11 protein-coding genes are annotated in these 14,458 nt (G+C 70.2%); 8 read left to right on the top strand and 3 right to left on the bottom strand.

Translation table 11 applies throughout. The annotated features are described in order from the left end of the window. The first annotated feature begins 146 nt into the window (after positions 1–146). The 3 genes from ACX9TP_RS48810 (at position 147) to ACX9TP_RS48800 (ending at position 5,218) form a co-directional block, all read left to right on the top strand. A complete protein-coding gene (locus ACX9TP_RS48810; RefSeq protein ID WP_482977607.1) occupies positions 147–2,960 on the top strand; it encodes a M16 family metallopeptidase in 2,814 nt (937 codons plus the stop codon). A 236-nt stretch (positions 2,961–3,196) separates the two neighbouring features. Next, positions 3,197–4,504, top strand: coding sequence for a CotH kinase family protein (locus ACX9TP_RS48805; protein ID WP_482977606.1), 1,308 nt, complete (start codon positions 3,197–3,199; stop codon positions 4,502–4,504). 42 nt (positions 4,505–4,546) lie between these two features. Further along, positions 4,547–5,218 (top strand): glutathione S-transferase family protein, encoded by a 672-nt coding sequence (locus tag ACX9TP_RS48800; RefSeq protein WP_482977605.1) that lies wholly within the window; start codon positions 4,547–4,549, stop codon positions 5,216–5,218. A gap of 90 nt (positions 5,219–5,308) precedes the next feature. On the opposite strand, the gene ACX9TP_RS48795 is transcribed toward ACX9TP_RS48800, so the two are convergent. Beyond that, a complete protein-coding gene (locus ACX9TP_RS48795) occupies positions 5,309–6,106 on the bottom strand; it encodes an alpha/beta fold hydrolase (RefSeq protein WP_482977604.1) in 798 nt (265 codons plus the stop codon). A 785-nt stretch (positions 6,107–6,891) separates the two neighbouring features. Here ACX9TP_RS48795 and mnmG point away from each other — a divergent pair. The 3 genes from mnmG to ACX9TP_RS48780 all read left to right on the top strand — a co-directional run bounded on the left by mnmG (position 6,892) and on the right by ACX9TP_RS48780 (position 11,154). Further along, on the top strand, positions 6,892–8,739 hold the full coding sequence (mnmG, locus tag ACX9TP_RS48790) for a tRNA uridine-5-carboxymethylaminomethyl(34) synthesis enzyme MnmG (protein WP_482977603.1): 1,848 nt from the start codon (positions 6,892–6,894) through the stop codon (positions 8,737–8,739). 98 nt (positions 8,740–8,837) lie between these two features. Beyond that, on the top strand, positions 8,838–9,491 hold the full coding sequence (rsmG, locus tag ACX9TP_RS48785; RefSeq protein ID WP_482977602.1) for a 16S rRNA (guanine(527)-N(7))-methyltransferase RsmG: 654 nt from the start codon (positions 8,838–8,840) through the stop codon (positions 9,489–9,491). Positions 9,492–9,741: 250 nt separating this feature from the next. Next, positions 9,742–11,154: an IS4 family transposase gene (locus tag ACX9TP_RS48780; protein WP_482976662.1), complete on the top strand. Its 1,413-nt coding sequence runs from the start codon at positions 9,742–9,744 to the stop codon at positions 11,152–11,154. A gap of 202 nt (positions 11,155–11,356) precedes the next feature. Here ACX9TP_RS48780 and ACX9TP_RS48775 read toward each other — a convergent pair whose 3' ends face one another. Beyond that, positions 11,357–11,746, bottom strand: a complete 390-nt coding sequence (locus tag ACX9TP_RS48775) for a cupin domain-containing protein (RefSeq protein WP_482977601.1) — start codon at positions 11,744–11,746, stop codon at positions 11,357–11,359. Positions 11,747–11,756: 10 nt separating this feature from the next. Further along, on the bottom strand, positions 11,757–12,602 hold the full coding sequence (locus ACX9TP_RS48770; protein WP_482977600.1) for an SDR family NAD(P)-dependent oxidoreductase: 846 nt from the start codon (positions 12,600–12,602) through the stop codon (positions 11,757–11,759). Positions 12,603–12,684: 82 nt separating this feature from the next. Here ACX9TP_RS48770 and ACX9TP_RS48765 point away from each other — a divergent pair, with 82 nt between their 5' ends. After that, positions 12,685–13,311, top strand: a complete 627-nt coding sequence (locus tag ACX9TP_RS48765) for a TetR/AcrR family transcriptional regulator (RefSeq protein WP_482977599.1) — start codon at positions 12,685–12,687, stop codon at positions 13,309–13,311. Between the two features lie 242 nt (positions 13,312–13,553). After that, positions 13,554–14,216: a hypothetical protein gene (locus ACX9TP_RS48760; RefSeq protein WP_482977598.1), complete on the top strand. Its 663-nt coding sequence runs from the start codon at positions 13,554–13,556 to the stop codon at positions 14,214–14,216. Positions 14,217–14,458 lie beyond the last annotated feature (242 nt).

Here is a 14,458-nt window from a genome sequence, read left to right as displayed (position 1 = left end):
CCTGACAGGTCATCCCCGCATCCCCGCCGTGCTCCCGGATGTCGCGCCTCGGACGCCCGGCCGGCCGGAGTGGCGCCGTTCGGGATGGCGGGCGGGGCATGCCGGGTTAGAAGCCGGTGCACTTCCAGACGACTCGCGAGGACCGCATGAAGCGTCGTACCCCGCTCACCCTGCTGGCCGCCGTGCTGCTGGCCGCCACCCCGGTATGGGCCCAGGCCCCTGCTCCCACCGCGAAGCCCGCGGCCACCTCCAAGGTCGGTTCCGCGAAGGCGCTCGCCCCGGTGACGAGCGTGGAGGGCATCACCGAGTACCGCCTGCCCAACGGCCTGCGCGTGCTCCTCTTCCCGGACCCCACCAAGCCCAACGTCACCGTCAACGTGACGTACTTCGTCGGCAGCAAGCACGAGGGCTATGGCGAGACGGGCATGGCCCACCTGCTCGAGCACCTGATGTTCAAGGGCACGCCCACCACGAAGAACGTCCCCCAGGCCCTCACCGAGCGCGGCGCCCGTCCCAACGGCACCACCTGGCTGGACCGCACCAATTACTACGAGACGCTCCCCGCCTCGGACGACAACCTGCGCTGGGCCCTCTCCTTCGAGGCCGACCGCATGGTCAACAGCTTCATCGCTCGCAAGGACCTCGACAGCGAGATGACCGTCGTCCGCAACGAGTTCGAGTCCGGGGAGAACGACCCGCGCGGCATCCTCTTCGAGCGCGTCATGTCCGCCGCGTTCATCTGGCACAGCTACGGCAAGGCCACCATCGGCGCGCGCTCGGACCTGGAGAACGTGCCCATCGACCGGCTCCAGGAGTTCTACCGGAAGTACTACCGCCCGGATAACGCCATGCTCGTCGTCGCCGGACGCTTCGACGAGCGCAAGGCCCTGTCCATGATTCAGGACACCTTCGGCCGGCTGAAGAAGCCCGCGAAGCCCGTGCCCGCCACGTACACCGCCGAGCCCGTCCAGGACGGCGAGCGCGAAGTCACCCTGCGCCGCGTGGGCGACACCTCCGTCCTCACCAGCCTCTACCACGTGCCCGAGGGCGCCCACCCCGACTTCGCCGCCATCGACGTGCTCACGCTCATCATGGGCAACAACCCGTCCGGCCGCCTCTACAAGGCCCTCGTCGAAACGAAGAAGGCCGCGCGCGCCGGCGCCTCCAACCTGCAGCTCAGAGACCCTGGCGTCCTCACCTTCTCCGTGGAGCTGCGCGAGGGCCAGCCCGTGGCCACCGCCCGCGAGACGTTCCTCAAGACGGTGGAGGACTCCGCCAGGACGCCCTTCACCGAGGAGGAGGTCACCCGCGCGAAGACGCAGCTCATCAAGTCGATGGAGCTGACGCTCAACAACTCCGAGCGCGCCGCCATCCAGCTCTCCGAGTGGGCTGCCACCGGCGACTGGCGCCTGTTCTTCATGCACAGAGACCGCATCGAGGCGGTGAAGCCCGAGGACGTCACGCGCGTGGCGGCCACGTACCTCAAGGCCTCCAATCGCACCCTGGGCACCTTCATCCCCACGGCGAAGCCGGAGCGCTCGGAGATGCCGCCGCCGGTGGACATGGCGAAGATGATGGACGGCTACAAGGGCCGCGAGGCGGTGGCGCAGGGCGAGGTCTTCGACCCGTCTCCCGCCAACGTCGAGGCGCGCGTGCAGCGCGGCGAGCTGCCGGGCGGCATGAAGTACGCGCTGCTCCCCAAGAAGACGCGCGGGGAGATGGTCAACGTGGCCATCAACCTGCGCTGGGGCACCGAGGACGCGCTGCGCGGGAAGACGGACGCGGCCCAGTACGCGGGCCGCATGCTGATGCGCGGCACCGCGAAGCGCAGCCGGCAGCAGCTCCAGGACGCGTTCGACAAGCTCAAGGTGCGCGTGGGCGTGGACGGCGGCCTCACCGGAGCCACCGTCTCCATTGAATGCCCGCGCGCCAGCCTGCCCGAGGCGCTGAAGCTGGTGGCCGAGGTGCTGCGCGAGCCCGCCTTCGACGCCAACGAGTTCGCCCTGCTGAAGCAGGAGCGGCTGGCCTCGCTGGAGTCGCAGCGCAGCGAGCCGGAGACCCAGGGCAGCATCGCCTTCTGGCGCACCCTGTCCGCGCAGTACCCGAAGGGGCACCCGTACTACGTGCCCACGCTGGAGGAGCGCCTGGCCGGCGTGAAGGACACCGCGCTGGAGGACGTGCGCGCCTTCCACAAGGCCTTCTACGGCGCGTCCAACGGCGAGCTGGCCGTGGTGGGCGACTTCGAGGCGAAGGACGTGGTGGCGCTCGCCGGGGACTTGTTCGGCGGCTGGAAGAGCCCGGCCCCCTTCAAGCGCGTCCCGCAGGTCTTCACCGAGGGTGGCCCGAAGGTGGTGGCGCTGGAAACGCCGGACAAGGCGAACGCGTACTACCTGGCGGGCCAGTCGCTGAAGCTGCGCAAGGACGACGCGGACTGGCCGGCGCTGCTGCTCGGCAACTTCGTGCTGGGCGGCGGCTTCCTCAACTCGCGGCTGGCCACGCGCATCCGCCAGCAGGACGGCCTGTCCTACGGCGTGGGCAGCAGCCTGGACGCGGGCGACATCGACACGGTGGGCAACTTCGTCACCTACGCCATCTACGCGCCGGAGAACGCGGCGAGGCTGGAGGCGGCGATGAGCCAGGAGGTGTCGCGCGCGGTGAAGCAGGGCTTCACGGCGGAGGAGCTGGAGAAGGCGCGCGCGGGCCTGCTCGAGTACCGCCAGGCGGCGCGCTCGCAGGACGGGGGCCTGGCGCGGCAGCTCGCCGGGTACCTGTACCTGGGGCGCACGCTGGCCTTCGACGCGACGATTGAGGAGAAGCTCGCGAAGCTGAAGCCCGAGGACGTGCGCAAGGCCATGGAGAAGCACCTGGACTGGGCGAAGGTGCTGCAGGTGAAGGCGGGTGACTTCGCCAACGCGGAGAAGAAGGCCAAGGCCCCCGTCAAGGCGCCCGCCGCACCGTGACGCGATAGCGCCTCGCGCGCGGACGTGAAGCTCCGAGCCCCGCGGTGCCCTGCTGGCGCCGCGGGGCTCTGTCTTTTCCCGAGCCGCCCGCACAGTGTCCACGGTGTGACGCAACCGGTGTCCCCCAGGTGTGGGGCGGGCACCCGGGGGTGAGCGATGCCCGCGCGTCCCTCAGTGGCTACCTTCCTGCACGGAGAGGAGGGGGAATGCGGAGAGGGGGCGGACAGCTCTCACGTTTGCTGCCATGGCTGCTCGCCCTGTGCGCGGCGGCTCCGGCCTGCGCGCCGCAGAGCGGCTGGAGCGTGCCCCCTCCGGAGTGTGCGGGCGCGGACAGTGCCTCGTTCGTCCAGGGCTTCGAGGCGCGGGGTGCCAGCGCTCCCGACCCCTTCTCGTACCAGGAGGAGGACGGGCTGCCCGTCTTCCACCTCTTCATGTCGTCCTCGCTGCCGGACGACGACGGCTACCGTCCGGCGCGCTTCGTCTACCGCGGGCGCTGCTATACCGGGGAGACGCGCTACCGCGGGGACACCTCGCTGCGCTTTCCCAAGCGCAGCCTGACGGTGGAGCTCGACGACGGGCAGCGCTTCGACGAGCCCGAGCACGCCGGCGGCTTCATGGGCCGCGGCAAGCTGGTGCTCATCAGCCCCTTCAATGACAACTCATACATCCGCGCCCGGCTTGCCTTCGAGGTGTGGAATCGCATGTCGCCGGACCACCTGCAGATGAAGGCCTACAGCGCGGTGGTGTACGTGAATGGCGAGTACTTCGGCCTGTATACGGTGACGGACCATATCAATCGCCACTTCCTCTCCGAGCGGGGCCTGGACGCGGGCGGAGACCTCTTCAAGGCGGTGGGCGGTGACGCGAACTTCTCGCGGCTGGACGCCATGGGCCTGCCCAAGGTGAAGCTGCGCCAGGGCTACGAGAAGAAGGAGGGCGAGCCCGAGGACGGTGATGACGCGTTCCACACCATCGACGCGCTCACCGCCTTCGTGGCGGACGCCAGCCCGGAGCGGTTCGCCGCCGAGCGGGAAGCGTGGCTGGCGCCGCGCGACTACGAGGACTGGTGGATTCTGTCCAACCTCGCGTACACGCGGGACTCGGTGGCGAAGAATGCCTACCACTTCCGGGCGCGTGGGCCGGGGAGCCGCTTCCGCTTCATTCCCTGGGACTTGGACGCCAGCTTCGGACAGGACTGGAACACGCTGCGCCTGGCGCCGGAGGACCTGTACCCCTTCACGCGGGAGAACCTCATCTTCTCGCGCATGCTGGAGGACCCGGTCATCGCGGGCTCCCTGCGCGAGCGCTACCGCGAGCTGCTCCAGGGGCCGCTGCAGCGGGACGTGGTGCTGGGACTCGTCGACGGGTACGCGCGCGAAGTGGGCCCCGCGGCGCTCAAGGACGAGGCGCGTTGGGGCGCGCAGTACAGGGACTTCCCCCGCTGGCGCGGACGCACGGACATGAACGACTTCGTCGGGGAGGTGGCGTACCTGCGCGCCTGGGTGGATGCGCGCTGGCGGACCGTGGAGGAGTCGCTGCGCTGAAGACGCGGCGCGGGCGCGGGGGCCCCGTTATGAGGCGCACCCATGATTGACCTCTATACGTGGACGACGCCCAACGGCTACAAGGTCTCGATAGCGCTGGAGGAGCTGGGCCTGCCCTACACGGTGCACGGGGTGGACCTCGGCAAGGGTGTGCAGAAGCAGCCGGAGTTCCTGCGCATCAACCCCAACGGGCGCATCCCCGCCATCGTCGACCGGGCGGAGGGTGACTTCGCCGTGTTCGAGTCGGGCGCCATCCTGCTCTACCTCGCGGAGAAGACGGGCCGGCTGATGCCCACGGACGCGAAGGGCCGCTCCCGCGTCACCCAGTGGCTGATGTTCCAGATGGGCGGCGTGGGCCCCATGCAGGGACAGGCCAACGTCTTCTTCCGCTACTTCCCGGAGAAGCTCCAGCCCGCCATCGACCGCTACCAGAACGAGACGCGGCGGCTGTACACGGTGCTCGACACGCGGCTGAAGGAGAGCGAGTACCTCGCGGGGGACTACAGCATCGCGGACATCGCGACGTGGCCGTGGGTGCGCATCCACGACTGGTCCGGAGTGTCGGTGGACGGGCTGCCCCACCTGCAACGGTGGATGAAGGCGATTGCGGAGCGGCCCGCCGTGAAGCGCGGCGTCGACGTGCCCTTCCCGCTGAAGACCGACACGACCGACGAGGAGCGTGCGAAGTCGGTCCAGTCGATTCTGCAGCGGTAGCGCGGTTGGACACGTGGGCGATGGTTTGTGTCGCCGTCGCCCCGTGTCTCGGCTTCACGACGCAAGTCCCGCCCTCCCCTCCCCTGCCCGTTACTTTCCCGGCAGCGTGGCGAGGAACGTGTCGAGGGCGGCGTTGAACTTCTCGGGCGCGTCCATCATCAGCCAGTGGCTCACGCCGGTGAACACCGTGTGCGGAACGCCCGGGTAGAGCAGGTGATAGGCATTGGGCTGGATGAAGGCATCCACGACGAGCGTCTGGACGGGGCCCTTGTAGCGCTCGAAGACCCGGTCCGAGTCGTACGTGAGGATGCTCTTCAGCGCGCCGTGGACGACCTCGCGCGGCGTGGCATGCAGCCAGCGCATCACCGCCTCGCGCGTGTGCGGCTTCCCGTTGTTCAAGATGGGCGCGAACCAGCCGTCCATGAAGTCGCGGTACTTCTCCGGGCGAAAGCCTTCCTGGAACCAGGCGACCTGCTCGGGTGGCAGCGGCGGCATGGTGCCCGCCGAGTCCACGAAGACGAGCCCGGCGAGCCGCTCCGGCCAGCGACTGGCGTACTCGCCCGCGACGGTGCCGCCGAAGCTGTGCCCCACGAGCACGAAGCGCTCCAGCCCCAGCGCGTCCGCCACCGCATTCACGTCCTCGGCCATGTCCGGGGCGCCGTAGCGGCCCTGTGAATCCAGGTCCGACTCGCCCATGCCGCGCAGGTCGAAGGACACGGAGCGCGTCCGGAGGTGCGCCTGCTGCGCGGCCCACTGCTCGCGGCGGCCGGCGTTGCTGTTGACGAAGAGGACGGGGAGCCCGCCCGCACCGGAGTCGGTGACGGCGAGCCGGCCCGCGGGGCCTTGGATGGTGCGGGAGGTGGATGCCATGGCCGGGGACGATGCCATGACTCCGTGCTCCGTTTCCCGGGACGCAGCCACCGCGCCACCCTCCCCTGCCCTACCTGGGAGACGGTCCGAAGCCGCATCCGCCGGTTGCGGAACATGGAACGCCCCGGCTGTCCGGACACCCCACCGGGCACCGGCCCTGCGCCAGCCGGCATGTCAGACCCCTCGGCTATTCATATCCCCGTCGCGCACACGGAGGCGTCGGACCCTAGAGGCCCGAGCTCGCGTCCACCCTTGCGCCCTCACCGCACGGACTGGTCCGCCTTCCGTGTCGCGCGACACCAGACTCTCGCCGCGCGGGCCGGGGATGCCTCGCGCGGAGACGGCGCACGACTTCTTCCGGTCCTTGGGGGGACTCCGGAGGAGCGTGCGCCAGCGCGGGCGGACCCTCGGGGCCGCATTGACGGCAGGTGTGTCGCCCACCGGGGGAGGGCGCCGCCGCATCCGGACCGTCCCGCGAGGACATTTCAAGACGCCGTCCAGGCCGGGGGGCCGAAGCCAGCAGGTCTGGCTCGGCCTTCCGGAGGGTGGCCGGTGCGCGCGAGGCAGGCAGGCCTCAACCCCTCCCACTGCCTGCCTCGTGCGCTCCCGTAAAATCTCGGAGGAAGGGGGCGCTCGTCCCGTCGGACGCCCTGCCGCGTAGGGCCTTTGCTTGCCAAGGGCTCGCGCCGGAGACATACGGAGGCGCGGAAAGGTCGCGGCGCGCGGAGCCAGGGTGCCCGGGTGCCATGACGGACGCCGGGGCGCTGTCAGGTGCCGGTGTCCCTCGGCGACCCTCGTGAGCGATGGGACTCCGATACGACGTCATCGTGGTGGGCCTGGGCCATGCGGGCTGCGAGGCGGCGCTTGCCTGCGCGCGGATGGGACTGGCCACGCTGGGCCTCACCCTCAAGAAGGACCGCGCGGCGGTGATGAGCTGCAACCCCGCCGTGGGGGGCACCGCCAAGGGCCACCTGGTGCGCGAGCTGGACGCGCTCGGCGGCGAGATGGGCCGCGCGGCGGACTCGGCTGGCACGCACTTCAAGACGCTGAATGCCTCCAAGGGCCCCGCCGTCCAGGCCACGCGCGTGCTGTGCGACCGCGAGGCGTACTCGGCGGGGATGCGGACCGTCCTCTTCTCGCAGCCGAACCTCACCGTGCGCGAGGGCGAGGTGTCCGCCATCGTCGCCGAGGGCGGCCGGGTGGCGGGCGTGGTGCTGGGGGACGGCACGCAGGTGTCGGCCTCGGCGGTGCTGCTCACCACGGGGACGTTCCTCCAGGCGCTGATGCACGTGGGCGAGAAGAAGGAGGTCGGCGGGCGCCTGGGTGACGACGCCGCGCGCGGCCTGTCCGACTCGCTGCGCGCGCTGGGCTTCACGCTGGGCCGCTTCAAGACGGGCACGCCGGCGCGGCTGGCTCGCGAGAGCATCGACTGGGACGCGGTGGAGCCGCAGCCCGGCGACTTCCCGCCGCGCCCGTTCTCCTGGCGCACGAAGGGGGAGGTCGCTGGCGGTGCGCCCTTCCCGAGGCAGCCCGACGTCGTCTGCGGAATCACTTCGACGACGCTGCAGACGCACCAGGTGCTGCGCGACAACCTGCACCGCTCGCCGCTGTACCAGGGGGAGATTGTCGGCCGGGGCCCGCGCTACTGCCCGTCGCTGGAGGACAAGGTGGTGCGCTTCGCCGCGCGCGAGCGTCACCAGGTCTTCCTGGAGCCGGAGGGCCCCACGTCGCCGCTGGTGTATCCCGCGGGCCTGTCCACGAGCCTGCCGGCGGACGTGCAGCTCACCTTCCTGCGCACCATTCCAGGGCTGGAGCGGGTGGAGGTGGTCCGCTACGGCTACGCGGTGGAGTACGACTACGCGCCGCCCACGCAGCTCAAGTCCACGCTGGAGACGAAGGCCGTGGCGGGCCTGTACTTCGCGGGGCAGCTCAACGGCACCTCGGGCTACGAGGAGGCCGCCTTCCAGGGACTGTGGGCCGGCATCAACGCGGCGCTCGCGGTGAAGGGGGAGCCGCCGCTTGTGCTCGGCCGCGACGAGGCGCACGGCGCGGTGCTGGTGGACGACCTGGTGACGAAGGGCGTGGACGAGCCGTTCCGCATGTTCACCAGCCGCTCGGAGCACCGGCTGAAGCTGCGCGAGGGCAACGCGGACCTGCGGCTCGCGCGGCACGGGCACCGGGTGGGGTTGCTCCCCCGCGAGGCGCTGGAGCGGGCCGAGGCGCGGGGCCGCGCGGTGGCGGACGAGGTGGCGCGGCTGAAGCGCTCGGGCCTGGCGGCGCGGCTGAAGCGGCCGGAGGTGACGTACGCGCAACTGGGGGAGGGGAGGGCGGACTGGCCGGCGCTGCCGGAGGACGTGGCCGAGGAGGTGGAGGTGGAGGTGAAGTACGAGGGCTACATCGCCCAGGCGGCGAGGGCGGCGGCGCGCGAGGCGGAGTCGACGGACCGGTGGCGGATTCCGGAGGGCTTCGCCTTCCGCGAGGTGCGCGGGTTGAGCTCGGAGGCGGTGGAGAAGCTCACGGCGCACCGGCCGGGGACGGTGGGGCAGGCGCGGCGGATTCCGGGGCTGACACCGGCCGCGGTGTCGCTGCTGCTGGTGGCGCTGAAGCGGGGCAGCGGGGCGGCGGGAGGCTGTGGACAGCCGGTGGAGTGATCAGGAACCGGGCTGTGGATAACGTGTGGGAAACTTTGAGGGCCTTCACCACCTGAGTGATTCCGGGGGGTTGTGGGCCTGTTTGCTGTGGAGGCGTTGTGGATAACGCGCGGTTCGTAGATCTGCTGGCATCCGGGAGCCGGGCGCTGGGCGTGGTGGTGCCGGAGGGCGTGGGGCCCCAGCTGCAGCGGCTGATGGCCGAGCTGCTGAAGTGGAACGCGAAGGTGAACCTCACGGCGATTACCGCGCCGGAGGAGGTGCTGGAGAAGCACTTCCTGGACTCGCTGGCGGTGCTGCCGGAGGTGACGGGCGCGGCGACGCTGCTGGATTTGGGCGCGGGCGCGGGCTTCCCGGGGCTGCCGCTGAAGCTGGCGCTGCCGGTGCTGGGCGTGACGTTGGTGGACGCGGTGGGGAAGAAGGTGGCGTTCATCAAGGCTGCGGCGGCGAGCCTGGGGTTGCAGGGCGTGCGCGGGCTGCACGCGCGCGCGGAGGGCAAGCCGGAGGCGGAGGGGATTCCGCGCGCGGAGGTGCTGATTGCGCGCGCGTTCATGGACCTGCCGGACTGGCTCGCGCTGGCGCCGGGGTACGTGGCGCCAGGTGGGCGCGTGGTGGCGATGCTCGGCAAGGCGCAGACGGACGCGGAGCTGGCGGCGCGCGCGGCGGAGCGGCAATTGCGCGTCGTGTCCGCGCGGGCGTACCGGTTGCCGTTCTCCGGAGCCGAGCGGCAGGTCGCGGTGTTCGCGAAGGAGTAGGGCAGGGCGGTGCCGTCGCGGAAGGAACGTTCCTTCCGGCGCCCACGCCGGAACAGGGACGCGCGGTGGCCGTCGTGGAAGGAACGTTCCTTAGGATTCAACAGAACGCGAGACGGGTTGCGCATAGATGCTCTTGCGCAAGAAGCCTGCTGCGGCCAGTGTGCCTGCCTGTTCTTCAGCCCGGCTGCCTCCGCTTCCAGAGGAGTATGAGTCAGCGCAGTTGGGGGACACCCGTCGCACCCAGAGGTTGGTGGCCATTGCCGAGCGGCTCGCGCCTGCGCCCGGCACTAGCTTTCCGGAAGCCTGCCGAGGCGCGGCGGAGCTGGAGGGGTGCTACCGCTTGCTGAGCAATAAGAAGGTGGAGTGGGCGGACGTGCTGGCGCCCCATATCGCGCAGAGTCTTGCGCGCTGCCAGGCCGCGGCAGCGCAGGGCCGCCCCGTGGTCGTCGCTCACGACACCACCAACGTGCGGTTTGTGGGCAGTGAGGCGGGCGTGCGCGAGGGGGTGGGGACGCTCAACCGAGGCGAATCCGGCTTCGAGGCCCACCTGGCGCTCGCCTGCAGTCTACCGTCGCCTGAGCACGTGCTGGCGCACCCGTTGGGCGTTGTCGGACTGCACCCCCACGTGCGTCCTGTGCGCCCCAAGCGCACCACTGCGCAGCAGAAGAAGGAGAGCCAGGCACGCCCGCAGGCAGAGCGTGAGTCGCAGATGTGGCAGACGCTGGCGCACACCGTGCAGCAGCGGTGCACCCAGGCCAGCGTGCCCCAGGTGGTGCACGTCATGGACCAGGAGGCCGACAGCTTCCGTCTCTTCTACGAGCTGACCCAGCATGACTGCGCCTTCGTCATCCGCACTCGCTTCAACCGGCTGGTGGACGCACTGGGCTCTGAGACGGACCCGGCCCGCCACCTACACGCCGCACTCGAAACCGCACCGACACTGCTCACCCGAGAGGTGTCGCTCGGGGCGGTCAAGGCCCGGTGGAAGGGCCGCAATGGGGGCGCGCCCGCCAAAAAGCAGCCCGCACGGCAGGCGCGCACCGCGCACCTTGAGGTGCGTGCCCGAAGCGGGTTGGTCCTGCACGCCAGCGAGTACTCCCAACGCGATGCGGACGTGCCCTCCACCCTGACTCTCAATGCGGTGGAGGTGGTGGAGCCGCGGCCTGCCGAGGGCCAGCAACCGGTGCGCTGGGTGCTGCTGACGACGCTGCCGGTGGACACCCCGGAGGCTGTCGCGCACGTGGTGGATTGCTACCGGGCACGCTGGAGTGTGGAGGAACTCTTCAAGGCCCTCAAGACAGGCTGTGCCTTGGAGAAGCGTCAGTTGATGAGTTTGCACGCGCTGCTCAACGCCCTCGCACTCCTGCTTCCGCTGGCCTGGCGCCTGCTGGCCCTCAGAACCTTGGCGCACCAGTCCCCCACCACTCTCGCTACGGACCTCTTCAGCCCCGACGAGCTCGCGTTGCTGCGCCATCTCTCGGTGCGCGTGCACCTCGGCCCCAAACCCACCTGCGGTGAGGCACTCCTCGCCCTGGGCGGGCTGGGCGGCCACCTCAAACACAACGGACGCCCCGGGTGGCAGACGCTCGCGCGCGGCCAGGACAGGCTCACCACGGCTCTAGAGGGATGGCTGGCTGCTCGGGCCGCTCCAGAGTTCTGTTGAATCCTAAGGAACGTTCCTTCCGGCGCTCACTCCGGAGCAGGGGAGCGCGGTGGCCGTCGCGGAAGGAACGTTCCTTCCGGTGCCCACGCCGGAGCAGGGGAGGGTGGTCGCCACCCGTGAAGCACGCCCCTGGCTCGCGGATGCCCGCGCCGTGGAACACTCCCGGGCCCTCGCCTGGCAGCGAAGACCCGGGACGTCTGGCTCAGTGCCTGCGCCTTCCCTCGGGATGCTCGGTCCAGGCCTCGTTCCCGTCGCGAGGCGTGACGAACAGGAGGTGGACCTCGGGCGTGTGCAGCCGCGCCGAGTGGGCCACGCCTCTCGGTATCAGCAGCGCGTCTCCCGCACCAAGGTCATGCGCATGGTCCGGTCCACTCGCCGGACGCAGCGTCATCGTCATGCGCCCGGAGACGAGGACGAGCAGCTCGTCGCCTCCGTCATGGCGCTCCCAGAAGCCCTCCGTTCCCTCCACGCCAATCCGGATGACTCCGAGCATCGCATCGCGCTGCACGGTGAAGTCACCGAGCATCCTGGCATGTCGAGGGTCGCCAATCGCGGCGAGCTCCATGGCGATGGTGAAGGACAGGCCCGTCATCGTCGCCTCCTCAGGCCGCGGCGGTGTCGGCGTCGAGCTGGAGCGCGGCGGCCAGCAGCCTGCCGAACTCCGCCTCGGGCAGGGTGCGGCGGGCCTCGATGAGCCGCTTCGCACCCTCGCCGATGGCGATGCGCAGGGGTGGCGCGCTGTCCTCGATGACCTGTTCCACGACTGCGGCCAGCAGGTCGGGGTCATTGCCTTCCTCGCGCGTGGCCCGCTCCAGCAATGACACCAGTCGCTTGCGCCGGGGTGCCAGCTCCGGATGCTCGACGCGAGGATGATGGAAGCCGATGCGCGTGCGCATGCCGTCGGGCTCGAGGAGCGTGACGCGGAGTGGCGTATCGCGTAGCTCGTGCGCGAGCGCCTCCGACATGGCTTCCAGCGCGTGCTTGCTCGCCGCATACGCCCCGAGGAACGGCACCGCCACCGCGCCCGACAGCGAGCTGATGTTGACGATGTGCCCCGCGCCGCGTGCGCGCATGGTCGGCAGCACCGCCAGCATCATCCGCAGCGCGCCGAAGAAGTTCGTCTCCAGCTGTGCGCGTGCCTCCTCCAGGTGCGTCTCCTCCACCGCGCCGATGAAGGCGTAGCCGGCGTTGTTGACCAGGGCATCGATGCGCCCCTCGCGAGCGAGCACCTCGCCGATGCACGCCGTGACTGAGCTGTCGGAGCACACGTCGAGCGTGAGCATGGGCCAGTCCGCCGCATGTACCGGCTGACGGCTGGTGCCGTAGACGCGGTGGCCACGCTGGACGAGCCGTGCCGCCGTGGCCCGGCCGAGGCCCGAGGATGCGCCCGTCACCAGGACGACCTTGCCGTTGCTGTTCCGAGCTCCCGAAGTGCTTCGACCTTCCATGCGTGCCTCCGTTGTTGATGCAGAGGCAATATGCGAATGTTTCGTCACATTCGGTATTCGCATTCAGGAGCGCCCGGGACGCATGACTTCCGTCGAGACAAACCCTCGGAAACTGCCGCGTCAGGCGCGCTCACGGGCGACGGTGGACGCGCTGCTCGAAGCGGCGGCTCAGGTTCTGGTGGAACACGGTTACGAAAAGGCGACCACCGCACGAGTCGCCGAGCGGGCCGGTGTGAGCGTGGGCTCGCTCTACCAATACTTCCCGAGCAAGGAGGCCCTGGTCGCCGCGCTCATCGAGCGTCACGCCGGAGAGATGGTCCAGGTCGCGGAGGAGGCCTTCGCCGGGTTGGGGAGCGCATCGCTCGAGGACGGCTTGAGGGCCATCATCCGCGTCGGCGTGGATACGCACCGCATCTCTCCCGAGCTCCACAAAATCCTCTTCGAGCAGGTGCCGCGCGTGGGGCGCATCGCGGAGGTGATGGACACGAACGGGCGCATCACCGAGCTGATTGAGCGGTTCCTGCGCACCCATGCGCGGCGCCTGCCCAGGGGCATGCAGCCCGCGGTCGCCGCGGTGGTCCTCGAGACGGCACTCGAAGCGCTGACCCACAAGGCCGTCACCGAGCGTCCCGAGTTGCTCGAGGGCGGACTGCTGGAGCGGGAGCTGTACCAGCTCGCGGTCGGCTATCTGCTCCACGCGGGGAGGTAACCCACCGCCGTGCGCCCCGAGCTGCGCGGGCTGCGGGAGCGGAAGCGGTACCTGCTCGCGGCGCGCTCGCTGTTCCACGCGGAGCAGTCCCAGGGCGGCGCGCTGTGCTGGGCACTGCGCGGAGCTGAGCGGATGTGCCCGTACGCGGAACTGCTGGCTCGTTTCAGGGGAGGGCGTGACGAAGCGCCGCGTCGGTGGCGCGGCCCGGGTGCGCCGTTAACTTCGTGGCGGGGGTGCCACGGATGAAGCCGCTGCGCACGGAAGGGCCACTCGTCTGGATGTATGACCGCAACCACGATGTGCTCGCGCGCGAGTCTCGTGCCGGTTTCGAGCGACGGCTCGGGCCGCCGCACGGAAGGGACGCGCAGGGGGATGGGCTCGGGCCGACAGAGTCCTGGGTCTGGCGAGCGGACTGTGGACTGACGGTGGTGGCCCTCTACCGCGAGCGCACCGACTGCTTCGAGGTCTTCACGGACGCGGAGGAAATCGACCATGCGCTTGCGCACCTTGGCTGGTGGAGCGCGGAGGTGGAGTGGCGCGCGGACGAAGGAAGGCCTCGCGCGAGGAACGGCTGGGCCGTGTACCGGCAGGACGACACGGGAAATCGCCATGACGTCTGCGTGATGCAGGTCCGCGCGCGTGCCGAGTGCCTCGCGAGGCTGATGGAGGCCCGAGCCCACAAGCAGTGGTACGCCGTCGAGGCGCGTGGAACACCGCCGCCGTTGTCGCAGACGAAGCCGCCGCGAAGTGGCTGGGCCGTCATCCGCCAGGATGAGCACGGCAACCGCGTTGAAGTCGCCGTGCATCCGAGCGAGGAAGTCGCCCGGAAGCTCGCCGCGGCGTACGACGCCGAGCCCCGGCACAAGCAGGCCTACTTCGTGGAACCTGTGTCGCCGCGCTCGTGAGTCGACGAGGCGGAGTCTGGAGTTCCGGTACCAGCAGGCAGGGTTCGAGGTGCCCGTGACGCTGCGCGCGTGAGCCTGCACCTCGACGTTCGGCGCTGCCTCACGAGGATGTCTCTACTGCGTGGAGTCAGTGGCGCTGTGTGCGTGATGCGGCGTTTCGATGTTCGGTGCTGCCACATGAGGAGGCTTGGTTCGCGGAGTCCTTGGCGCTGCGTGCGTGAAGCGGCGCCTCGATGTTCGGC

The organism is Pyxidicoccus sp. M15, assembly GCF_056858435.1.
This window is presented reverse-complemented; position numbering and strand designations above follow the sequence as displayed.

Excerpts from the sequence above, each read along its gene's own strand:
- ACX9TP_RS48810 (WP_482977607.1), top strand. The coding sequence starts at position 147 with ATGAAGCGTCGTACCCCGCTCACCCTGCTGGCCGCCGTGCTGCTGGCC.
- ACX9TP_RS48800 (WP_482977605.1), top strand. The coding sequence starts at position 4,547 with ATGATTGACCTCTATACGTGGACGACGCCCAACGGCTACAAGGTCTCG.
- ACX9TP_RS48795 (WP_482977604.1), bottom strand. The coding sequence starts at position 6,106 with ATGGCATCGTCCCCGGCCATGGCATCCACCTCCCGCACCATCCAAGGC.
- mnmG (WP_482977603.1), top strand. The coding sequence starts at position 6,892 with ATGGGACTCCGATACGACGTCATCGTGGTGGGCCTGGGCCATGCGGGC.
- ACX9TP_RS48775 (WP_482977601.1), bottom strand. The coding sequence starts at position 11,746 with ATGACGGGCCTGTCCTTCACCATCGCCATGGAGCTCGCCGCGATTGGC.
- ACX9TP_RS48770 (WP_482977600.1), bottom strand. The coding sequence starts at position 12,602 with ATGGAAGGTCGAAGCACTTCGGGAGCTCGGAACAGCAACGGCAAGGTC.
- ACX9TP_RS48765 (WP_482977599.1), top strand. The coding sequence starts at position 12,685 with ATGACTTCCGTCGAGACAAACCCTCGGAAACTGCCGCGTCAGGCGCGC.
- ACX9TP_RS48760 (WP_482977598.1), top strand. The coding sequence starts at position 13,554 with ATGAAGCCGCTGCGCACGGAAGGGCCACTCGTCTGGATGTATGACCGC.